The sequence below is a fragment of the Pedobacter sp. genome (genome assembly GCF_041645105.1).
Lineage (GTDB): Bacteria > Bacteroidota > Bacteroidia > Sphingobacteriales > Sphingobacteriaceae > Pedobacter.
In genome coordinates, this window is the sequence record NZ_JBAZQQ010000007.1 from 32,931 (window position 1) to 55,587 (window position 22,657).

Here is a 22,657-nt window from a genome sequence, read left to right on the forward strand (position 1 = left end):
ACAAAAAATAATAAAATGATTAATAATTAAAGTAAATTAGTTGACCGAATTTTAAAAGCATGAAGAAACTAATTTTATTCCCTCTTTTTTTTATAGTATTAACACTAAAGGCTCAATCTCAAAATGTAAATATGCTGGCAAATTTGCCAGATTCGATTTATTCTGGAAAACAAGGTGCATTGCATGTTCAGGGTGTTGCTGTAGATAAAGCAAATGGATATGTGTATTTTTCTTTTACAGATAAGCTCATTAAAATGGACCTCAATGGTAAATTGATAGGAAGCGTAACCGGTTTTGTAGGGCATCTTGGGGATCTGGATTTTAATAAGGAGGATGGGAAGATATATGGCTCTTTGGAATATAAAAATGATGCGATTGGCAAGGGGATCAGAAAAGAATTGGGAGCGAAAAATAGCAATGAAAGCGGTTTTTATATTGCCATATTTGATGGCTCTCATATTGTACGTCCGAATATGAATGCTGAAAAGGAAAATTTATTGCGTACTGTTTATTTACAGGAAGTAGTGAAAGACTATGAAGCTCAGGTAAAGGTAGGCGATAAAACAAAATCACATAGGTTTGCTTGCTCTGGAATAGATGGGGTCACCTTTGCTCCGGCAATAGGTAGTTCAAATCCTAATAAAAAATATTTATATGTGGCCTATGGTGTCTACGGAGATACAGACAGAGACGACAATGATCATCAGGTTTTACTAAAGTATGATATTGCCAATTGGAATAAGTATGCACAATCTCTATCCCAGGATAAACTACACCATTCGGGACCTGCAAAGCCTATAGACAAATACTTTGTAAAAACTGGAAGTACAAGATATGGTATCCAAAATCTTGAATATGATTCCTATACCGGAAATTTATTTGCCGCTGTATATCGTGGAGGAAAAAAAGAGTTTCCAAATTATGATATGTTTGTTATTGATGGGCATAAAAAGCCTGGTAAAGCCCAAATATCATCAGACAATCAAAAAATAAATATCAAAACCCTTTCTTTATTGGACGCAGGACCGAAAGATACCAAAACTGGAATTAGAGGATGGCATTTTAAATGGGGAGCTACAGGTTTATGCGCTTTAGGTGATGGCTTATTTTATATTTCACATAATAAGAAAAACATGGACGGGCAACAGGAAAGTACAATATTTAAGTACAAATGGATAGGGGATATCCACAACTCATTTGTACTAATGAAATAATTAATTAATGTTTGTTTTTTGAAGCTTCACAATACCCATTATGGAATCTTCTAATTCCATTATGCTTTTCTTTAGTAAATTGTACAAGAACCTGGAGGATTCGTTCATCTCTTCCGCTTCAATGAGTTCCATTAATCCAAGCATATTCGCAACTGGTTTTCTAACCTGATGTGATTGCAATACCTTAATGTCATTAAGTTCACTTTCTTTTAATTTCCTTTCTGTAATGTCTAACCGAATGGAATAGTATCTTGATACTTTTTGGTTTTCATCTATTCTGGGAACGATAAATGTATCAACCCAATAGAAAGTACCGTCTTTTGCTTTGTTTTTAATTTCACCGCGCCAGGTTTGGCCTGATGAAATGGTTTTCCATAGATTTATAAAGAACGATTTAGGATGATAAGAGGAATTGATAATACGATGATCTACACCGATTAACTCTTCTCTTTTGTATCCCGATATGGAGCAGAACTTATCATTCGCATAAACAATTTTACCTGAGCGATCGGTGATAGCGACAATACTTAGCTGATCCAGTAAACTGGAATAAAATTCAGAATGAACCATTTACTATTTTTAATGGAGATCTTTATGTTATTAATACTTGATGCAGACTTAAATTTGGGCTGAACCCAAGAGACTACTTTTTTGACTATGTTAACACAGTAATCAATTGCAAATTTACTAACTATCGTCGGAAATTGGATTGCGCTAAATATATTGTATATTTAATATGACTGTATATTTATAAAAAAGGCTTATGCGGAACAATACATACTTACTTATATTGTTACCTCTGTTACTTTCAATCACTTGCTCTTGTCAAAATCAAAAGGCAGCTGCCGATGTTGTTTATTCCGGAGGAACTATTTTAACAATGGAGGATGACGTTCCTCAGGTAGAAGCTTTGGCTGTTAAAGATGGTAAAATCGTTTTTGCAGGTTCAAAAGAGAAAATCAAAGATTTTATTGGAAAACAAACTATACAGGTTGATTTAGAAAACAAGACTTTGTTACCTGGATTTATTGATGCGCATGGACACATTACCTCGCGTTCAGGAATGTCGCAAGCGGTTGATTTATCTCCCACACCATATGGGACAGTTAATACCATACCAGAGCTTCAAACTACTTTAAAAAAGTATATAGATAAGCATCAGTTAGCTGTGAATATGCCTTTGATAGGGAATGGATATGATGATGCCATTATGGTTGAACATCGCCATCCCACACGAGGTGAATTAGATGCAGTTAGCCTTACACATCCTCTTATCGTTATTCATACTTCTGGACATGCAAGTGTTGTAAACAGTGCTATGCTCAAACTGCTTCAAATTCCTGAAGATGCAAAAGATCCGGAAGGTGGTCATTATGGAAGAGATGTGAAAACCAATCGCTTAAATGGTAAATTGGAAGAGAATGCCAGTTTTTCTGCACTGATGAAATTAATGGCGCTTTTACCAAAACCAAAAGAAACTGATGGTCTTTCGCAAGAGCTAAAGGACTTTATCAAGGCACAAGACGAATGGTTAAGTTATGGACAAACAACCATTTGTGATGGCAGAACAATGGGAGTAGGGCTTGCTCTTTTGAAAGAAGTCGCAGATAAAAAGCTTTTAAAAGCTGATCTGGTTTATTTTCCTGATTTTGAAGCAAATAAAAAGGATTGGGAATCTTTTTTACCACATTATATGCGTTATGAAAGCCGACTGAAATTTGGTGGGTTTAAATTTTCTAATGATGGTTCGCCACAAGGGAAAACAGCTTGGCTTACAGAACCATATCTTGTTCCACCGGAAGGAAAGGATAAGAACTATAAAGGATTTCCTATTTTTTCGGATGAGACTTTATATGATGATTTGAAAAAGATTTTTTCTAAAGGCGTTACTGCTCAATTGCATGTAAATGGGGATGCCGCTATAGATCAGGCACTTCGCGTTATAGGCAAACTTAAAGCAGAAGGGGTCTATAAGCCAGAGCTAAGGGCAACCTTAATACATGTGCAAAACAGCAGACCTGATCATATTCCTAAAATTAAAGAGATAGGTGCTCTACCTTCGTATTTTTCGTCACATGTGTATTTATGGGGCGATTGGCATTATCAAAGTGTTTTCGGTCCTATACGAGCTTCTTTTATCAGTCCGGCTAAGGCTGCTAAAGATGCTGGGATTACTTTTACCATGCATCATGATGCTCCAGTTACTCCACCAGATTTATTAACCGGGGTTTATGCGGCTGTAAACAGAACGACGCGTTCTGGAATGGTTTTAGGTCCAGACCAACGTATTCCAGTTATGGATGCATTAAAAGCAATAACCATCAATGCTGCTTATCAATACCATGAAGAAGACAGTAAAGGCTCTTTAAAAGTAGGTAAACTGGCCGATTTGGTAATTCTAGATAAAGACCCGCTGACTATCGATCCTATGCAATTAAGGTCAATTAAAGTATTGGAAACCATAAAAGAGGGTAAGACAGTATTTAAACAGAACGAAAAATAGAACTTTATGAAACAACTTATTAGTTTAATGGCATTTCTACTTTTTGCATATAGTGGTTTTGCACAAGGGCATTACAACGGCTCCTCCTTCAATCCGAACGATTATTTTGCACCCCATGAAGGTTTTATTATTCCTGTCTGGTATGGCTATGCCGATATGAATTATTACAATGCACAGGGCAAAAAATCAGATCAGCTGATTAACCCGACACCTGGGAATCCTACTACTTTGAATATCGAACAAAATGTTAAAACACATTCGTTTATTTTAATGGCTATTTATGGAGGAAAGGGTAAAATACTCGATGCCAATTGGGGGATGATGATTATACCGACGTTAAATAGTCCAACAGCTAATATTGCTTTGGATTATTATTCTCAACAAACCGGGCCTGGTAAATATGTGTTTACCAATAAGAGCCTTGGCTTTGGGGATATGTACATTCAACCAGTCTGGTTATCCTGGAAAAAGGGTGATTTTCAATATGCATTGAATTATGGTGTTTGGGCACCGACAGGAAAATATGAACATGGCAGTCTGGATAATGGTGGTCATGGTTATTGGTCGCATAACATTAGGGGGGCGATTAAGTATAAACCAAGTGCTAAAGTCAATTTAAGTTTCGCACCTACTTTGGAAATCAATCATTGGCAAAAGAAAACAGATTTTAAAGAAGGTAGTCATCTTACCTTTGATGCAGGAGGTTCTTATCTCCTCAATTCAAGGGGTGATGAAGTTGGTCTATTTGGTCATTATTCCCAACAGGTTTCAGACGATAAAGGAACGGTAGGAAGTTTCTTGTCAGATCAAATTGCAGGTATAGGGGGATTTGTTTCTTATTGGATTGTACCTAAAAAGATAGGTGCTATGGCAAGAATTACTCAAAACTTTGCCATGGAGAATAGGTTTGGTGGTATAGCTTTCCAGGGAGGGGTTAATATTTTGATTCCTAATAAAAATTCAGCGCATTAGGATATCCGTGTGATGAGACTTCTAAAACATGAATGTTCAAGTTAAAATGAACATTCATGTTATAAAAAAGAATGATTAAGCATCTGGTATCTCAGGTTCTACAAGTTTAGCTAACTTCTCCAACGATTCCTGCCATCCTAAGTAGCACATTTCTGCTGGTATCATAGCTGGAATTCCTTCTTGTGTAATTTTTATTTCGGTACCTACTATAGTTTTACGAAGCCAAACAGAAGTGATCATTTCTCCTGGAAGGTTAGGGTCATCAAAGGTATCCGTGTATTTTAGAAATTCATTAGGTTTTATCTCAAGGTATTTTCCGCCAAATGAATGACCATTGCCGGTAGTGAAATTTTGAAACGACATTTTGAAAGAGCCACCTGTCTCTACGTTCATTTCATGTACGGTACAAAGAAAGCCATATGGGGGAAGCCATGAAGCAATTGCTAAGGCTTCGGTAAATGCGCGATATACCTTTTCTGGAGATGCTTTAAGGACTCTGTGTAATGAAACATTATTAGTTGACATAAAATCTTATTTTTCGTTTCCTACTCATTTGGCTTTTCGGTTTCGCCCGTTTTTAATTGGTCGCTGCTCCATTTGCTGTTACTAGTTTCATCTATTAACAATCAACAATACAAAAGTGTTAGGAAAATTTGATTTTGATAGCGTCTAAATAAGACAATATACAGGGGGATTTGCGACCAATTCTTATAATCCGTATAAAATAATAAGAAGCACGGATATGTCTTTTAATGATACTCTAAGTTGCTTGAGTGCATAGGTAATCTGGTTTTCTACAGAACGTCTGGAGATACCTAATGCACCTGCAATTTCATCATTACTAAGCGATTTCTGACGGCTCATTAAGAATATCTCCCTACATCTTTTAGGGAGGTTTTGTAGATAAGATTCTAATTCTAATTCCAGATCCTGATAGGCAACGCTACTATATCCCTTATTCTCAGTAAAGTTGTTTGAAAGTGAACTGAGATCTTCTTTATAATCTATCAGTGTTGATTTTTGGCGTAAGGTGTATCTGTATACCTGATATCTGGTGGCCGAAGTAAAATAACCTATAAAAGAATTTACTTCCAGTGTTTTTCGGTTATTCCATAGCGTTAAGAAAATATCATGTACTATTTGAGTACAAACTTCAGTGTCCTTAATTTTAAAAAATGCTTTATTATAAATTCTAGGCGAATAACGGTGAAAAAGTTCTGAGAATGCTGTTTCATCATCCCTTTTGATCGAATCCCAAAGCACGAAGTCGGTAATCATATTTGCAATAAATATTTGGTTTATAGCTAAGTTATAATTTAAAATTATTTAATCAAGGTTATTAATAAATATTTTATAAAAGTATGTGTGTTCATGATAGAATCACGAACTATATATATAGACACCGTGAATTATGACTAAGAAAGAGTATGTATTACTATATGAAAAATATATCGCTGGGAACTGCAATAGTGAAGAAAAACAACTGTTTGAGTCCTATCAGGATGATTTTTCTTTAGATATCAATGGGGAACTAGAGCCACATATAAAAGATCAGATCATTAAGATGTTGGAGATAAGTATGAGGCGACAAAAGACTAAACGATTATATTTTTACCGGTTTAGTTGGGTTGCAGCAGCATCAATTGTAATAACCACTGCGGTTTATTTTTATCTGAGCCCAATGCCTGTTCCAGTAAAGAAACAAGAATTGGTTGTAGGAAAGTCTTTGTCTATTGACAATAGTAAAGCTATTCTAACACTGGATGACGGTTCTCAGATTATGCTTGATCATATTGATAATGGTGTTTTGGCTAATCAGGGTGGAGCAACAGTAAGAAAAGAAAAGGGTTCTGAATTGGTTTATGATGTTGCAAAAAAACATGACAGTAATTTTTCAGTAAAATACAATTCAATCAGTATTCCATTTGGAAGTGAGTATCGGCTAGTATTACCTGATGGTAGTAAGGTATGGTTAAACGCGGTATCTTCTATTAGGTTTCCTGTAGTTTTTAATGGGACTGAACGTAGAGTTGAAATTTCAGGTGAAGCTTATTTTGAAGTTATAAAAGATCCTGATAAACCTTTTCGGGTGATCGCTAATGGTACTGAAATAGAAGTATTGGGGACCCATTTTAATGTTAATGCCTATAGTTCAAATGTAAATACAACATTACTGAGTGGATCAGTAAAGTTAAAGACAAACCGAAAAGAGGCTTTACTTAAGCCGGGGCAATCGGGACTCAGTCAAAGCAATGGTAGTTTCAAAGTTTTCGAAGCAGATATCGAAGCTGCCATTGCATGGAAAGAGGGATTCTTTGTATTTCATGATGAAAGTGTAAAGCAAATTATGGAGAAAATTTCGAGATGGTACAATGTAGATGTTAACTATGTTGGTGATGCCGGAAATAAATTATTTTATGGTAAGATTTCACGTTCATATCAACTCGAAGAACTGTTGAAGAATATAGAAATAACAGGATTGGTTCATTTCAAGATAGAGGGAAGGAGGGTGACAGTAATGCCTTAATTTAACTTAAATTCAATTCTTAAAGTTACTGTAATGAAGCTTCCGGTGCTCGTAACACCGAAAGCAATAATTGGTGACTTAAAATGATCCTTCTAAACCATCAAAAAACCAATGATCAAATGTATAAAAATTATACTGTAATTCTTTGCAGGGTGAAACCCTGCTCAGTACCTAAAATTTTGCTTATGATGAAGCTCATTTGTGTTTTATTAATTACTTCTATAATGCAGGTTTCTGCATCAGGCTTTGCACAGGTGGTTAGTCTGAAAAAGAAAAATGCTGCCATGAAGGAAGTCTTTAATGATATTCAAAAACAGACAGGCTTTAGCTTTATAATTAGTTCTGAATTGCTAAAAAAGGCAATTCCAACAGATGTTAATCTAAATAAAGTACCAATAAAGGAAAGCCTTGAACGCTATTTTTCCGGACAACCCTTTGACTATGTAATCAAAGGGAAAATGATCATTGTAAATGAGAAGCAACTCGTTAAACCTATAAGTATTGAGGTGTCAGGTAAAGTAACAGATGAAAAGGGACTTGCATTAACAGGTGTAAGTGTAATTGTTAAAAACACAAAAATCGGGACGGTGACAGATGTACATGGTAACTATAAAATCACCATCCCCAATCAAGATGCGATTATCGTTTACAGTTTTCTTGGTTTCGTAACGCAGGAGTTTAAAGTTGGTAACCGAAAACAGTTGAATGTAAGGTTGAAAGAACAAATCCAATCGTTGGGAGAAGCTGTAGTAATTGGATATGGAACGGTAAATAAAGCTGATTTAACTGGGGCTGTTGGACAATTAAAACTAGAAGATGTAAAAAAAGCACCTGTTGGAGCTTTTACAGAAGCTTTAGCAGGAAGAATTGCTGGTGTACAGGTATCTTCTAATGAAGGTCAACCCGGTAGTTTGCCCATAATTACCATTAGAGGGGCTGGTTCATTAACACAAAGTTCTGCTCCTTTATATGTTGTAGATGGGAGTCCGGTTGAAAGTTTTGATGCAGGTTCTATTAATGCCGATGATATCATGTCTTTAACTGTTTTAAAGGATGCTTCTGCAACTGCTATATACGGTGCCAGGGCATCAAATGGTGTAATTGTGATCGAAACGAAAAAGGGAAGAGAGGGGAAACCTGAAGTGAATTTTAATGTTTCTGCAGGAACGCAGGAAGTGAGAAAGTTCATAGAAGTAATGAATCCTTATGAGTTTGTCAAATATCAGGCTGAATTGTATCCTTTAAATGCTACCAATAACTATTTTCAAAATGGTAGAGATTTAGAATATTATAGGACAATTAAAGGGGCTGACTGGCAAAGGCAACTTATAGGAACGGGCAAATTTCGTAAAGCGGAGATGAGTATTAGGGGGGGAAGCAAGGATACCAGGTTTTCTATATCCGGTGCTGGTTTTGATCAGAAGGGTATCATCGTAAATACAGATGCAGCAAGGTATAATGGTAGAATATCCATTGATCATACTTTCAATAAAAAACTTACAGGAGGTGTGATTACAGCATTAACAAATACCAAAATTGGGGGTATCCAGTCATCCGTTGATAATGCAGGTTATAGAAATTTCCTGTTTTACTCTGCATGGGGATACAGACCTGTTTCGGGAAACAATGAAGTTGATTTTTTAGATGAAAATGTAGATGATATTTTTGATCCAAGTAATCCGAGTTCAGACATTAGGGTTAATCCTGTAAAAAATGCAAAGAATACTTACAGGCAAAGGAGTACAACTGATTTTTCTGCTAATGGTTATCTGAATTATAATATAACCAAAGATCTAATCTTAAGGGCAAGGGGAAATATCATAACTTATAGTGATGATCTGGATGAGTTTTACAACTCTAAAACTGTCAAAGGCAATCCGGATAATCCATTGAATACGATGAAAACTCAGGCTGGAATAACTTATACTGATGTTTCTACCTGGTCAAATGACAATACCTTAACTTATAGTAAGCGTATTAAAAAGGTTCACTCCATTTCGGCTCTGGCAGGATTTTCTTTATACTCCAGCAAACGTAAAATCCATGGTGTATCATATATGAATATACCTGATGAAGAACTAGGTATGTCTGGTATTGAAAAGGGAACACCTTATACCAGCATTGCATCCCGCACTAACTTTACTTTAGCCTCTTTTTTTGGTAGACTTAATTATAATTATAAATCAAAATACCTTTTTACAGGTACCTGGAGGGCAGATGGATCTTCCAAATTTCCATATAAAAACAGATGGGGTTATTTCCCATCAGCTGCTTTAGCCTGGAATATGAAAAATGAGTCTTTTTTGAAGAACTCTTCGATAGTCTCTAACTCCAAACTACGTGTTAGTTATGGTATAACTGGTAACAACAGAGTATCAGAATTTGATTATTTACCGAGTTTGCAGATTTCTCAGTTTGCAGCTTATTCCTACAAAAATGGAGCACCCATTGATGGTCTGGTTCCGGGAGGATTGGGTAACTCTGATTTAAGATGGGAAAGTACACATCAAACCGACATTGGTTATGATCTTGGCTTATTTAAGGACCGTGTTTCCCTTACAGTTGATTTGTACCGGAAACAGACGAATGATTTATTATTGGATGCTGATTTACCAGCGATTACCGGTTATACCAAAGTTTTTAAAAATATTGGAAAGATTAGAAATGATGGTATAGAATTAAGCTTAAATACGCTAAATATCAAGAATAAGAATTTTGAGTGGCAGACCAGTTTTAACATCAGCTTTAATAAGAATAAAGTAATAGAATTGGCTGATGGACAAAAACAGATGTTTACAACATTACCCTTTGAAACTAATTTTAAAAATGCCTTATATGTTGCAGAAATTGGTTCACCTGCAGCAATGTTTTATGGATATGTGTGGGAAGGGAATTATCAGTTTGCAGATTTTAATAATCCTTCTCCAGGAATATATGTATTGAAGGATGATATTCCAGATAATGGTGCGGCCAGAGCTAATATTCAACCTGGTGATATCAAATATAAAGACATTAACGGGGATCTAAAGGTTAATTCCTTAGATATGGTGCACATGGGATCCGGAATGCCTATCCACTTTGGTGGATTGACGAATAGCTTTAATTATAAGAATTTTGATCTTAACGTATTTTTTCAATGGTCATATGGCAATAAAATTTTTAATGCTAACCGAGTTGTTTTAGAAGGGAATACCAATGCCATAGTGTATTTAAATCAGTATGCGTCTTATGCAAATCGCTGGACACCAGAAAATAACAACAATGAGTATTATAGAACTAATGGACAAGGACCTCCTGGAATGTATTCAACCAGAACAATAGAAGACGGTTCTTATTTAAGGCTTAAAACTTTGTCGCTTGGTTACAGTTTACCAAATCAAATCATAAATAAATTAAAAATGAGAAGCTTGAGATTTGTTCTATCAGGCCAGAATCTGTTAACATTTACCAATTATTCTGGAATGGATCCAGAAGCATCAGCCAGAAATTCAATTTTAACACCCGGCTTTGATTATTCTTCATATCCTCATGCCAGAACATTAGTACTAGGAATCAATGCTTCATTTTAATCTGTAAATTATGAAAAAGATATTCAACATATTGTGTTTAGTAATCATTTCAAGTATTCTTTTTTCTTGTAAAAAGTTTCTAGATACCAAGCCGCAAGACTTTCTTTCGTCTTCGAACTACTTTCAGACCGAAGAGCATTTGATGCGTTCACTTACAGGAGTTTATGATATTTTGGGCTCTAATCCAATCTATGGAGCGAATTATCATTCCAAATTAGGTATGGAAGCAGAAGAAGGTTATTATTTTAGAGCCAATCTTGTAGTCGGGCCACAGGTATACAACATTACGGCTAATAATACAGAAGTACTCAGTTTCTGGACAAACTTATATAAGGGGATAGGGAGGGCTAATTTTTTACTCGCTAATGTTGACAACAACAAAGGCATCAGTGAAGCTTTTCGTTTACAGATAAAAGGAGAAGCTCTGTTTTTGAGAGGGTATTATTACTTTTTACTGGTACAGAATTTTGGTGGTGTGCCTCTGATGATTAAGGCAACTGAAAATGCCAATGATGTTCATATTGCTAAGTCAACTGCGAGAGAGGTATATGATCAGGTAATTAAAGATATGGAGGTTGCTGAAACTCTTGTTGCCCCAATTCAACAGTTAGGATATGGAGGTCGGGTAAGTAAATCGGCTGTAAGAGGCATACTGGCCCGTGTTTGTCTATACATGGCGGGTGAGCCATTAAAAGATGTTTCTAAATATGAAAAGGCTAGCTTTTGGGCAAAAAAAGTGATGGATGATGTAGAAGCTGCTCATGCTTTAAACACCGATTTTAATGATATTTTTATAAAATATGCTTCAGACCAATATGATATCAAGGAAAGTATCTGGGAGGTTGAATTTTGGGGAAATGCTACAAATGTATACCGGGAAGGAGGCTTTTTAGGTTCCTGGCATGGTATCAATTGCGTCAACACCACTATCGGATATTCCCAGGGAATTATGAAAGGGACAAGAAGACTATTTGAAAAATATAAGAGTGGTGATTTGAGAAGAGACTGGAGTTTAGCGCCCTTTTTGTATAGAGCAGATGGAACAAAAAGTTTATTTACAGTGACGCCAACAAACTTGCAGAAGTATGATCGATTTTCTGGAAAATACAGAAGGGAGTATGAAACTTTATTGCCTAAGGACAATAATAATACACCTATAAATCATCCTTTGTTAAGATATGCAGATGTATTACTGATGTTTGCTGAAGCAGAATCTCAGGCAAAAGGCGTACCTACACCAGAAGCAATTGAAGCTGTAAACAAGGTAAGGAGAAGAGGATATGGTAAATATCTGAATGGAATTGGCGCTGTTTCAGAAAGTATCAGTTCAATTATTGTTAGCAGTCAGGGAACAGGTTATACTGCTGCAACCACTGTAAATATTGCCGGCGGAAATGGTACTGCTACTGCAACAGCGGTAGTCTCTGGAGGGAAAATTACTGCGGTTAATATTACAAATGCTGGTAATAAGTTCTCCTCTCCGCCAATTATTACTTTTTCGGGTGCAGGAACAGGAGCGGTTGCAACTGCAACTTTAACCGATATTACTACGGCTGATTTAGCACCTGCAGATTATGTCTCTCAGCAAAAATTTATGGAGAGTATTCAGGATGAGAGGGCTAGAGAACTATGTTTTGAAGCACTTCGTAAACAAGACCTTATCCGATGGGGGATATTTATTACGACTATGAAAAGTGTATTGGCTGATATGCTTGTAGATAGTCCTACAGGTTTTATGAGTCTGGCTTTTAAGAATGTAGCAGAAAAGAACCTGCTATTTCCTATACCTGCAAATGAGATTGGAATTAATAAGGCATTGGTTCAAAATCCAGATTGGTTATAATTTATTAGAAACTTAAAGATGAAAATGATGCTAAGGAGCCGTTTTATACTATTATTATTGATCATGCCCTTCCTGTCTGTCTCGCAAAATTTACCTGGCAAGCTTGTAAACCTTGGACCACAGGTTAAGGAAAAACACCTTGAGGGCAGCCTTTTTTTGAAAGACGAGAAAGGTAAGGATTGGCTCTACACTGTTGTACGTGGCTCGCCAGGATATTTGTTAGGATACGATTTAGTTAACTACGAGCTTAAGGTGAAATTGCCATTGATTAAAATGGACGGTGCCTGGGATATAGGTATGTCTTCAGATGGCTGGTTATATATTGCTGGTTCTGCTGGAGGTCGACTGGCCAGGCATTGGCCTGGTAGCCAGCAAATAGAAGATTTAGGAAAGCCATTAATTTCTGAAACTTATCTTTTTGCACTAGCATCGGGTAAGAATGGGGAAATATTTGGGGCTACTTATCCAGGATGCCGGATATTTCGATATCATCCGAAGGATGGTTTTAAAGATATCGGCGCGGGAGCCATTAAAGCAGGTGAGCAATATGTTCATGGACTGGCTTATCATGAAAAAACAGATAAGTTATATGCAGGAATTGGCTCCAGAAGTTATTTAGTGGAAGTCAATCCGAGAACAGGAGAACGGAAGGAAATTCTGCCTGATCAATATCGAGGTGGTTCGGGTTTTGTTTATGATATGAAAATTATAAATGATGTAGACGGTGCTGACCTGCTACTTGCAAACTTGCCAGATTTAGGGAAAACTGTAGTTTACAATCTAAAAACAGAAACTTTTGAAGAAGATATACAACGGTCTGTAATGGTAAAATCGGCTATAAAATCTTTAACTGATGAAAAGATCTATTATAGCGCTGGATGGACCGATCTTTATGCTTTAGATTTAACTAAGCCACAGTCCAAACCCCAAAAAGTAGGTGTCGCTAAAAAAGCACTTGCTACAAAATGGTTGAATCATTCGGAATTGTTGATACTTAATGCTGAAGCCGAGTTATTAAGGTGCAATATAAAAACAGGTGAAAGTAAATCCATTCCTATTGATGTTCCTGCACAACCTATTGGTTTGATAGCCGTTGCAGCGGGACCAGATGGGCAAATATGGACAGGAGGATACCTGACAGGAAACAACGCTGCTTATAATCCTGAATCTAAAACTATAACCAGTTACCCTGGTTTACATCAACCTGAAGGTATTACTATACAAGACGAAAACATCTATTTTGGGACTTATACGCGTGCAGAATTTTATGTATATAATACCACCTTACCCTGGTCTTTAGAAAAGGGAAATCCTAAGAAGATAGGCCAGATTAAAGGGCAAGATCGTCCATTTGGAGGTGTAAATGTTGCAGAACATCGTCAGCTCTATTTTGGTACAGTTCCGGGATATGGATTATTAGGCGGGGCTTTAGCTGCGTATGATATTAAGGAGGGTAAAATGACTCCCTATTTTAATGTTATGCCTAATTCATCGATAGTAAGTCTGGTTTATGCAAATGGTTCAGTATTGGGAGGAACCTCTGTATGGGGTGGTTTAGGTGCGGTGCCAATAGCTAAAGAAGCCAGTTTGTTCGGTTGGGATCCTGTTAGAAAGATAAAGACATTTGAACTAGTTCCTGTACCAGAAGCAAAGGCTATTACTGGGTTAATAAATGGACCTGATGGTATGGTATGGGGTATGGCCGATGGAGTATGTTTTATTTTTGATCCGGTAAGTAAGACAGTCAGAACTTCTAAAAAAGTATTTGAAGTTCCTGAAGAAGTAAAAAAGAAGCCTGTATGGCGTGATGCATTCCTTGTTTTACATCCATCTGGAAACGTGTATGGAACTGCTGGAGGAAAGTTTTTTAAAATAGATCCGTCTAGTAAAGAAGTAACGATGATTCCGTTAGGAATTGCTGCACATTCATTATGTATGGATCAGCAAGGGAGGTTCTATTTTAGGAATGGCATTAACTTATGGCAATATGAAATTTTATAAATATTATATCCTTTTATTGCTTTTTCTATTGATAAAACCAGTATTTGGAAAAGCAACTTCATTATCTGAAGATACATTGAAGTATACAGGTAAGTTTAAAAATTTAGGTGTTCAGGTTGCTGAGAAATGGCTGGAAGGAAGTGTGTTTACAGAAGATGACGATGGTAATGAATGGGTGTATACGGTACTAAGAGGTAAACCGGGGTATTTGCTGGGGTATAACTTAACTAAATCTTCTTTAATGGTTAATTTACCTCTAGAGCGGATGGATGGTGCCTGGGACATTACAGTATCTTCTGATGGTTGGCTTTATATTGCAGGATCTGCAGGTGGGCGACTGGCTAAACACCGTCCCGGAAGCCAGAAAATAGAAGATCTTGGGAAACCACTTTCCTCTGAAACCTATTTGTTTGCTGTTACACCTGGAAAAAATGGAGAGATATTCGGAGCAACTTATCCTGGTTGCAGGATATTTCGTTATCATCCAAGCGATGGGTTTAAGGATGTTTGCAATGGACCCATTGTCCCATCCGAAAATTATGTACACGGTATTGCCTATCATGAAAAAACAAGTAAGCTTTTTGCAGGTATAGGCTCACATAGTTACCTGGTTGAAATAGATGTGGCAACAGGGCAAAAAAGGGAGATATTACCCGGGAAATACAGAGGATTGCCTGGTTTTGTATATGATATGGGAATTGTGAAAGGATTAAATGGTGGCGATAGGCTCTTTGCCAATTTACCCGATCAGCACAAAACATTGGTATATAATCTGGACAAAAAGACTTTTGATGCCGAAATTCCTAAGATAATTATGGTTAAAGGTGTTGTTAAGTCTCCTTACGATCAAAAGGTATACTATACCGATAGCAGTAGTTTGATTGCCCATGATGTTTTAAAGCCTACCGTTAGCCCACAATTATTAGTGAAAACCAGTAGAGCAATGAATATGAAATGGGGGAAGGATAAAAAATTGTATCTATTGAATTCAGATGGTGATCTGATTCGATACGACCCAATATCTGGAAAAACCGTTACAAAAGATTTGATGCTTCCTCCACAACCTATTGGAATAAATATCACGAAAACAGGTCCTGACGGTAGAATCTGGACGGGAGGGTATTTGGTCGGCAGTAATGCTACGTATGACCCTAAGACAGGTAAAACACAACGTTATTTTGGTTTGCATCAGTCAGAAAGTATTACTTTGAATGGAAGCGATATGTATTTTGGCATTTATCCAAAAGGTAAATTTTACAAATATGATACTCGTAAGCCATGGGACCTTAAAGAAGGGAATCCTAAATTATTAGGACATATTGAAGGTCAGGATCGTCCATTTTGTGGTACCGGTATACCAGAGTCTGATCAAATGTTTTTTGGTACTGTACCCGATTATGGAAGACTTGGAGGGGCTTTAATTGAATATGATCCTAAAACTGATAAACTGATTGCCTATGAAGGGCTTGTTCCAAAGCTATCTTTAGTTAGTATGATCTATCACGAGAAAGAGATTATTGCAGGAACTTCAGTCTGGGGTGGTTTAGGAATTAAACCTGAAGTAAATGAAGCGAAATTATTTGGCTGGGATCCGCAGAGAAAAGTTAAAACATTTGAGCTTGTTCCGGTATCAGGTGCAAAAGCAATTACTTGTCTGATTAAAGGTCCGGATGGTAATTTATGGGGCGTAGCAGATGGTGTTTTGTTTGTACTGAATGCCCCGCTTCGTAAAGTTATTGCCAGTTATAAATTATTTGAGTTAACAGTTCAACAGAAAAATAGTGCTGTTTGGCGAGATGTTAATCTGGTTATACATCCTTCAGGAAAAGTCTTTGGAACCGGTAATGGGAGATTGTTCCAAATTGATCCTCAAAGCAAAAAAGTTGTAATAGTCTCAGAAAAACCAGCATTTTTTGTCTCTATGGATAAACAGGGTATCCTTTATTTTAGAGATGGTAAAGATTTGTGGAGTTATACTCCCTAAAAATTGACAATTAATAATTTAACATAATATGAAGAAATATTTAAAATCGATCCTTAAAAAAACTGTAATTGCAGTATGTCTGTTCGCTTGTATATCATTTGTTTGTAATGGACAGGCGGTACCAGCAGGTGTAGTAATTAATGTGAGTGCTGATCATAAAGATCAGCTTTATAAAGTAAAAGAGCCTGTGGTATTTACTGTAACAGTTAGTCAAAATGGTACAGTGTTAAGAAACGTCAAGCTAAACTATGAGGTGGGACCGGAAAAAATGTTGCCAGTACTTAAAGGAACAGATGATCTTAAAGATGGCAGCCTGAAAATTAGTGGTGGTACAATGGAACAACCTGGGTTTTTACGCTGTGTGGTAACCTGTGAATATGAAGGTAAGTTATATAGGGGGATTTCTACAGTGGGTTTTGACCCGGATAAAATAGAAACGACGAGTATAACACCAACAGATTTTATACACTTTTGGAATAATGAAAAGGCTATGGCTGCTAAAATACCACTTGATGCTAAGATGGAGCTTTTAGCTGATAGGAGTAATGATGTTGTTAATGTGTATCATATTAGTTTCCAGAACCATCAACTGGGTTCCAGAATTTATGGTATTTTATGCGTACCTAAAAAGGAAGGTAAATATCCAGCAGTGGTCCGTTTTCCTGGTGCAGGCGTCAGAGCACATAATGGTAATCCTGCATTTGCTTCAAAAGGATTGATTACTCTAGAAATAGGAATCCATGGCATTCCTGTAAATATGAAAGGTGATGTTTATGACAATCTATATAAAGGAGCTTTAGGAGGATATCCATATTTTAATTTGGACAGCAGGAATAGTTATTATTTTAGAAGAGTTTTTATGGGATGTGTAAAGTCTCTGGATTTTATTTACAGTCTGCCTCAATTTGATGGACAGAATCTGGCTGTTGCAGGATCTAGTCAGGGTGGTGCACTTTCAATTGTAACTACAGCATTAGATAAGAGAGTAAAATATTTACTTGCTTTTTGTCCGGCTATGTGTGATTTAACTGGATATTTAAATGGAAGAGCTGCTGGCTGGCCAAATATGTTTGCCAATTCGACTAAAAATTTAGCTGCTACTAAGGATAAAATTACTACTTCAGGATATTATGATGTAGCGAATTTTGCCAAGCTTGTTCAGGTGCCGGGTATTTATTCCTGGGGGTATAATGATGAGGTAACGCCACCAACTTCTATTTATGCTGCTTACAATAATATTAAGGCGCCAAAAGAACTGTTCATTTTCCCGGAGATTGCACATGTTGTTAGTCCTGATCAATCCAAAATATGGTTCTCCTGGTTGGAATCTAAGTTGTTAAAGAAATAATATAGGTTTTTATACGTATGGAAAATAATCTAAATACAAACCGCCGGGGCTTTATTAAATATGCAGCTCTTGCAGGTACATTTTCGTTAAGTATCCCGGAAATTGTAAAAGCTGCAATAGGAAATGTTGATAAAAAAATATCCTTAAAGGAAGGTGATATTATCCTGTTTCAGGGAGATTCAATTACAGATTCTTACAGGAAAAGAGAAGAGTTGAGGTTTAATGATGGACCAGCAATGGGAACAGGATATGCTTTTTTGTCTACTTCTCAATTACTTTATCATCACCCGGGGAAAGGGCTGAAGATTTATAACAGAGGTATTAGTGGACATAAGACTTTTCATCTAATAGAGCGTTGGGAACGTGATACTATTGATTTAAAACCTAGTGTTTTAAGTATTCTGGTTGGTGTTAATGATTTCTGGGTAAAGAACAATGGCGTGCAAGGTACTTTAAAATCGTTCAGAGAAAATTACCAGATTTTGTTAGATAAGACCAGGCAAAACCTTCCTGATACAAAGCTTATAATAGGCGAACCTTTTGGTGTTACAGGTATAAAAGGAAAGCATGAATTTTGGGATCCTGAATTTAAAGATTATCAAAAGGTGGTGGCTGAGCTTGCCAGTTCGTTTGATGCTGTATTTATTCCTTATCAAAAGGTTTTTGACAAAGCACAGCAATCTGCGCCTGGTGTTTATTGGACAAGAGATGGCGTCCATCCAACAATTGCGGGTTCACAATTAATGGCAGAGGCTTGGCTATCGGCAATTAAATCTTAAAAATAAAGGTGTTATTTTCATAACTTTAAGTATCTGATGCATATGATGTTACCAGAGAGGGGGATGTGTTATGACCATACTTATCATAGTTATTGGATTAGCCTTACTCTTTGATATTATCAATGGTTTTCACGATGCAGCTAATTCTATCGCTACAATTGTTGGAACCAGGGTCTTATCACCTCGGTTGGCTGTCTTATGGGCAGCCTTTTTTAATTTTATTTCCTATTTGATTTTCAAACTTCATGTAGCTAATACAATTGCCAAGGGGATAGTTCATCCAGAGATTGTGACGATGCAAGTACTTATTGCTGGATTACTTGCTGCTATTTTATGGAATCTGGCAACTTGGTTTTTTGGACTTCCTTCCAGTTCATCTCATACTTTAATTGGTGGTTTTGTCGGTGCTGCAATAGCAGGAGCAGGTTTCAACGCGGTAATTTATTCTGCTGTTTTAAAGATTATCATGTTTATTTTTTTAGCCCCTATAATTGGGATGTTGGTAGCCACACTAATATCTATTGTAATGATGTGGATTTGTAGAAATTCTAATCGGGGGACTGTAAGCAAGCACTTTAAAAAGCTTCAGTTGCTTTCTGCTGCTGCTTTTAGTATTGGACATGGTGCAAATGATGCACAAAAAATAATGGGTATCATCGCTGTAGCCTTAATTGCTTCAGGAGAATTAGATCAAAATGCAGCAATACCATTTTGGGTGGTTATATCTTGTCATATGGCAATGGCAGTAGGTACACTACCTGGTGGCTGGCGAATTGTTAAAACTATGGGTTCTAAAATAACACATCTAAAGCCATTTGAAGGTTTTAGTGCTGAAACTTCGGGGGCAATTACTCTTTTTTCTACAAGTATGCTGGGGATTCCTGTAAGTACAACTCATACGATTACCGGTGCCATCATAGGGGTCGGAGCAATCAGGAGAATCTCGGCTGTGCGATGGGGTGTGACTATTCCTATAATGTATGCCTGGATATTGACCATTCCCGCAACAGGTTTGTTAGCTGCTCTGATACATTATATTTTGACATGGATCGCTTCATAGTTAAATAATTTCTATTTTGTCGAATATTACTTCTTTAATTTCAAGAGAAAATAAACATAATGAAACTTTACAAATACATCGTATTAGCTTTTCTATTTAATCCCTTTCCGGTCCTCGCTCAGGATAATTTTACCTTTAAAAAGGGACATGAACTTACAGTTTTAGGGAGAACATCTTCAGACAAAACAAATTATCATCGTATAGATTCAGTGGATGTTACGCGTTTGCCAGACCTGGTACGAAGATTTTCAAAGTATTCTGCAGGGATGAATATTGCTTTTAAAACAAATTCAAAAAGTATTAAGTTGAATTGGAAATTGGATAAGCTGAATACGATGTGGAATATGTCTTCAGTAGGTGTAAATGGATTAGATTTATATTGTTGGAATGGGAAAGTTTGGCAATATGTTTCATCTGCAAGGCCAACTGGTACAAATAATAGGGTGTTACTTGTAGAAAATTTGGACGGCGAGCTAAGAAATTACCGTGTTTTTCTTCCGATATATTCAGAGGTAAGGGATATAGAAATTGGTGTTTTTAAGGATGCAGAGATTTTACCTGGGGACGCTGCAAATTTACCCACAAGAAAGGTTGCGATTTATGGTTCGAGTATAACGCAAGGAATTGCTGCTTCCAGACCAGGGATGGCTTATCCTTCCATATTATCCAGAAAGATGAAAATTGATTTTCTCAACTTAGGTTTTAGTGGTAGTGGGAAGATGGAAATTGAGATTGCGGATATTCTTGCTAAAATACCTGCAGAAGTTTATGTTTTAGATTGTGTACCAAATGCACTTCCTCATGAAGTGAAAGAAAGATCCTATCCATTAGTTTTCCGTTTAAGAAAGTTGAAACCAGAAGTACCGATAGTGATGGTAGAAAGTGTAAGAAGGGAGATTAGCAATTGGAATTCGGTAATGAAAGATAGAATAGAGCAGCAAAATGGAGAGTTCAAAAAGACATATAATAAACTACTTGCTGAAGGGAATAAGAATATTTACTATATCAAATCGGAAGATTTGATGGGAGATGACCATGATGCTACTGTTGATGGGACACATCTGACTGATTTAGGATATATGAGGATATCTGAAACAATAGGTAAGCAACTTGCAGAAATAATGAATATTAAATTTTTAAAATAATATACTTTGAAACTGAAATCATTAATAATTACATCAATTTGCGCACTGTTTTTAGGGTGTAGCATACAGAAATCAATATCTCAAAAAGTATTGTTAGAAACAACAGGATGGACTATAGATACTTTAAGAAAAGATGTAGTTTGGTATAAATACAATAGTAAGACTGATAAGCAATTCGCCAATCAGAATGTTAATGTGATTAGCTTTAATCCGAAAGCTGGATTAGGTGAGATGGTTTTTGAATATAAAAAAGAAAAGGATTCCTTGTCTGTATTTGCAAGTAGGGTTAAAGGAGCGATAGCAGGTATAAATGCAACCTATTTTATTGAGAAAAAGGACTCTGCAGACTATATGCACTTACGCTTAAAAGGGAGAGATATTCAGCAGGTCAAAGTTCCTAAGAGCAGTATTTATTGGTGGAAACATCAGGGAATGTTTACTTTGGATGATCAAGGGAGGGAGTTTGATATCCGGTTTTCTCCTGAAAACTTTGCTGGCATAAAGTCTGAAAATATTATGACAGGAGCGCCAATGCTTGTAGACAATTTTAAACCTGTTGGTTTAACTTTTGCAGATACCACTGGTATCAATATTAAGAAGTTACATTACGAACATTATTTGAAACACCAGGGAGTGCGACATCCAAGAACGGCTATTGCTGTTACAAAAGAAGGCACTTTGTTATTGATTACAGTTGATGGAAGAAATAAGAATGCCTTGGGAATGTCTGCTAAAGAACTTACTTCCTTTTTAACTCGTTATTTCAATCCAAAATCTGCGATGAATATTGATGGTGGTGGATCGACAATGATGTGGGTTAATGGGCAGCCATTTAACGGTATTGTTAATTACCCGACTGACAACAAAAAGTATGATCATTATGGACAGCGTAAAGTTGAGACTGTTATTTTAATTAAATAGTGTCTTACTCAGATGTAACAGTCTTTATTTTTTCATGATTATAAAGGTTGATGTATTTTCTTAGAACTTTAAAGCTGAAACTTTTTTCTGCTTTAAAGTTCGCCCATAATGCTGGATTATCGCTGAGTAGCTGTTCAAAACTTTTCTCTTTATCAGCCCTGTTGAAAGCTAGTGCACTTGTTTTTAAACTAAACAAAGGACCACTACCTTTACTGGCATACCAGTTAGTAGTTGTACTTCCATTCATTCCTCCATTATACACTATTAATTCATACAAGTTAATATCGCCTTTTTCGAGTAACTCCATAAAAATTGGTTTTTTTTTATCAGGCAAAATCCTTGCTTCATAAGTATTTACTTTTTTATTGGAAATCTTTGAATAAAGCTTAGTGTTTTTTACAGTGATCAGGTTCGATTTTGATTGTCCTGTTTCTTTAAATCTATGCTTGTAGCCAAATAAAGTATTCTTTACTTCACCTCTTAGAGTATCATTTTTCAGGGTTACTATATAATCATTTTGAGCAAGAGCGGTTTTTGTAATAGCCATGCAAAAGCATGTTGAGAGTAGAAGTACAGTTAATTTCATATTCAAAGATAATAAAGTAACTTATTTCTTTATATAAAATTGAATTTAAGAAGATCAGAGAATTCATTGTTTTGTTAAGCATGTTTGTCATTTTTTTATGAATTCGAATCAATTTCAGATTAATGATGTTCTTTAAATACTTAAGGTTGTATTTAGTTAAATTATACTAATGATGAAAAAGCAAAAAGTATCCGGTCTAAGTTCA

At 36.3% G+C, this 22,657-nt stretch carries 17 protein-coding genes; 13 read left to right on the top strand and 4 right to left on the bottom strand.

What is annotated here, in order from left to right; translation table 11 throughout:
• Nucleotides 1–59: 59 nt before the first annotated feature.
• Nucleotides 60–1,214 (top strand): hypothetical protein, encoded by a 1,155-nt coding sequence (locus WC623_RS19915; RefSeq protein WP_372854381.1) that lies wholly within the window; start codon nucleotides 60–62, stop codon nucleotides 1,212–1,214.
• On the opposite strand, the gene WC623_RS19920 is transcribed toward WC623_RS19915, so the two are convergent.
• Nucleotides 1,215–1,784 (bottom strand): PAS domain-containing protein, encoded by a 570-nt coding sequence (locus WC623_RS19920; protein ID WP_372854383.1) that lies wholly within the window; start codon nucleotides 1,782–1,784, stop codon nucleotides 1,215–1,217.
• A 193-nt stretch (nucleotides 1,785–1,977) separates the two neighbouring features.
• On the opposite strand from WC623_RS19920, the gene WC623_RS19925 reads away from it, so the two are divergent.
• Nucleotides 1,978–3,717: an amidohydrolase gene (locus WC623_RS19925; RefSeq protein ID WP_372854385.1), complete on the top strand. Its 1,740-nt coding sequence runs from the start codon at nucleotides 1,978–1,980 to the stop codon at nucleotides 3,715–3,717.
• Between the two features lie 6 nt (nucleotides 3,718–3,723).
• Nucleotides 3,724–4,689: a transporter gene (locus WC623_RS19930; protein ID WP_372854387.1), complete on the top strand. Its 966-nt coding sequence runs from the start codon at nucleotides 3,724–3,726 to the stop codon at nucleotides 4,687–4,689.
• A 75-nt stretch (nucleotides 4,690–4,764) separates the two neighbouring features.
• On the opposite strand, the gene WC623_RS19935 is transcribed toward WC623_RS19930, so the two are convergent.
• On the bottom strand, nucleotides 4,765–5,214 hold the full coding sequence (locus WC623_RS19935) for an SRPBCC family protein (RefSeq protein WP_349785204.1): 450 nt from the start codon (nucleotides 5,212–5,214) through the stop codon (nucleotides 4,765–4,767).
• Between the two features lie 183 nt (nucleotides 5,215–5,397).
• On the bottom strand, nucleotides 5,398–5,967 hold the full coding sequence (locus tag WC623_RS19940) for a sigma-70 family RNA polymerase sigma factor (protein ID WP_372854389.1): 570 nt from the start codon (nucleotides 5,965–5,967) through the stop codon (nucleotides 5,398–5,400).
• 133 nt (nucleotides 5,968–6,100) lie between these two features.
• Between WC623_RS19940 and WC623_RS19945 the strand changes: the two genes are divergently transcribed.
• From WC623_RS19945 to WC623_RS19990, 10 genes are all read left to right on the top strand, one after another.
• Entirely contained in the window at nucleotides 6,101–7,216 is a 1,116-nt protein-coding gene (locus tag WC623_RS19945; protein ID WP_372854391.1) for a FecR family protein, read from the top strand.
• Between the two features lie 185 nt (nucleotides 7,217–7,401).
• On the top strand, nucleotides 7,402–10,785 hold the full coding sequence (locus WC623_RS19950) for a SusC/RagA family TonB-linked outer membrane protein (RefSeq protein WP_372854393.1): 3,384 nt from the start codon (nucleotides 7,402–7,404) through the stop codon (nucleotides 10,783–10,785).
• 10 nt (nucleotides 10,786–10,795) lie between these two features.
• Nucleotides 10,796–12,628, top strand: a complete 1,833-nt coding sequence (locus WC623_RS19955) for a RagB/SusD family nutrient uptake outer membrane protein (protein ID WP_372854395.1) — start codon at nucleotides 10,796–10,798, stop codon at nucleotides 12,626–12,628.
• 18 nt (nucleotides 12,629–12,646) lie between these two features.
• Nucleotides 12,647–14,629 (top strand): hypothetical protein, encoded by a 1,983-nt coding sequence (locus WC623_RS19960; protein WP_372854397.1) that lies wholly within the window; start codon nucleotides 12,647–12,649, stop codon nucleotides 14,627–14,629.
• On the top strand, nucleotides 14,616–16,613 hold the full coding sequence (locus WC623_RS19965) for a hypothetical protein (RefSeq protein ID WP_372854399.1): 1,998 nt from the start codon (nucleotides 14,616–14,618) through the stop codon (nucleotides 16,611–16,613). Before WC623_RS19960 ends, WC623_RS19965 begins: the two co-directional genes overlap by 14 nt.
• Nucleotides 16,614–16,641: 28 nt before the next feature.
• Nucleotides 16,642–17,961 (top strand): acetylxylan esterase, encoded by a 1,320-nt coding sequence (locus WC623_RS19970; protein ID WP_372854401.1) that lies wholly within the window; start codon nucleotides 16,642–16,644, stop codon nucleotides 17,959–17,961.
• A gap of 17 nt (nucleotides 17,962–17,978) precedes the next feature.
• The gene (locus tag WC623_RS19975) at nucleotides 17,979–18,740 is read left to right on the top strand and encodes an SGNH/GDSL hydrolase family protein (protein ID WP_372854403.1); all 762 of its coding nucleotides are present in this window, start codon (nucleotides 17,979–17,981) and stop codon (nucleotides 18,738–18,740) included.
• Between the two features lie 70 nt (nucleotides 18,741–18,810).
• Complete coding sequence (locus WC623_RS19980; RefSeq protein WP_372854405.1) at nucleotides 18,811–19,800, top strand: anion permease; 990 nt, start codon at nucleotides 18,811–18,813, stop codon at nucleotides 19,798–19,800.
• 59 nt (nucleotides 19,801–19,859) lie between these two features.
• Nucleotides 19,860–20,945, top strand: coding sequence for an SGNH/GDSL hydrolase family protein (locus WC623_RS19985; protein WP_372854407.1), 1,086 nt, complete (start codon nucleotides 19,860–19,862; stop codon nucleotides 20,943–20,945).
• 90 nt (nucleotides 20,946–21,035) lie between these two features.
• Nucleotides 21,036–21,866, top strand: coding sequence for a phosphodiester glycosidase family protein (locus tag WC623_RS19990; RefSeq protein ID WP_372854409.1), 831 nt, complete (start codon nucleotides 21,036–21,038; stop codon nucleotides 21,864–21,866).
• Nucleotides 21,867–21,870: 4 nt separating this feature from the next.
• Here WC623_RS19990 and WC623_RS19995 read toward each other — a convergent pair whose 3' ends face one another.
• A complete protein-coding gene (locus tag WC623_RS19995) occupies nucleotides 21,871–22,413 on the bottom strand; it encodes a hypothetical protein (protein ID WP_372854411.1) in 543 nt (180 codons plus the stop codon).
• Between the last annotated feature and the right edge of the window lie 244 nt (nucleotides 22,414–22,657).

Coding starts and splice junctions, on each gene's coding strand:
- WC623_RS19945 (WP_372854391.1), top strand. CDS start 6,101: ATGACTAAGAAAGAGTATGTATTACTATATGAAAAATATATCGCTGGG.
- WC623_RS19960 (WP_372854397.1), top strand. CDS start 12,647: ATGAAAATGATGCTAAGGAGCCGTTTTATACTATTATTATTGATCATG.
- WC623_RS19925 (WP_372854385.1), top strand. CDS start 1,978: ATGCGGAACAATACATACTTACTTATATTGTTACCTCTGTTACTTTCA.
- WC623_RS19980 (WP_372854405.1), top strand. CDS start 18,811: ATGACCATACTTATCATAGTTATTGGATTAGCCTTACTCTTTGATATT.
- WC623_RS19965 (WP_372854399.1), top strand. CDS start 14,616: ATGAAATTTTATAAATATTATATCCTTTTATTGCTTTTTCTATTGATA.
- WC623_RS19915 (WP_372854381.1), top strand. CDS start 60: ATGAAGAAACTAATTTTATTCCCTCTTTTTTTTATAGTATTAACACTA.
- WC623_RS19940 (WP_372854389.1), bottom strand. CDS start 5,967: ATGATTACCGACTTCGTGCTTTGGGATTCGATCAAAAGGGATGATGAA.
- WC623_RS19930 (WP_372854387.1), top strand. CDS start 3,724: ATGAAACAACTTATTAGTTTAATGGCATTTCTACTTTTTGCATATAGT.
- WC623_RS19975 (WP_372854403.1), top strand. CDS start 17,979: ATGGAAAATAATCTAAATACAAACCGCCGGGGCTTTATTAAATATGCA.
- WC623_RS19935 (WP_349785204.1), bottom strand. CDS start 5,214: ATGTCAACTAATAATGTTTCATTACACAGAGTCCTTAAAGCATCTCCA.
- WC623_RS19985 (WP_372854407.1), top strand. CDS start 19,860: ATGAAACTTTACAAATACATCGTATTAGCTTTTCTATTTAATCCCTTT.
- WC623_RS19955 (WP_372854395.1), top strand. CDS start 10,796: ATGAAAAAGATATTCAACATATTGTGTTTAGTAATCATTTCAAGTATT.
- WC623_RS19970 (WP_372854401.1), top strand. CDS start 16,642: ATGAAGAAATATTTAAAATCGATCCTTAAAAAAACTGTAATTGCAGTA.
- WC623_RS19995 (WP_372854411.1), bottom strand. CDS start 22,413: ATGGCTATTACAAAAACCGCTCTTGCTCAAAATGATTATATAGTAACC.
- WC623_RS19950 (WP_372854393.1), top strand. CDS start 7,402: ATGATGAAGCTCATTTGTGTTTTATTAATTACTTCTATAATGCAGGTT.
- WC623_RS19920 (WP_372854383.1), bottom strand. CDS start 1,784: ATGGTTCATTCTGAATTTTATTCCAGTTTACTGGATCAGCTAAGTATT.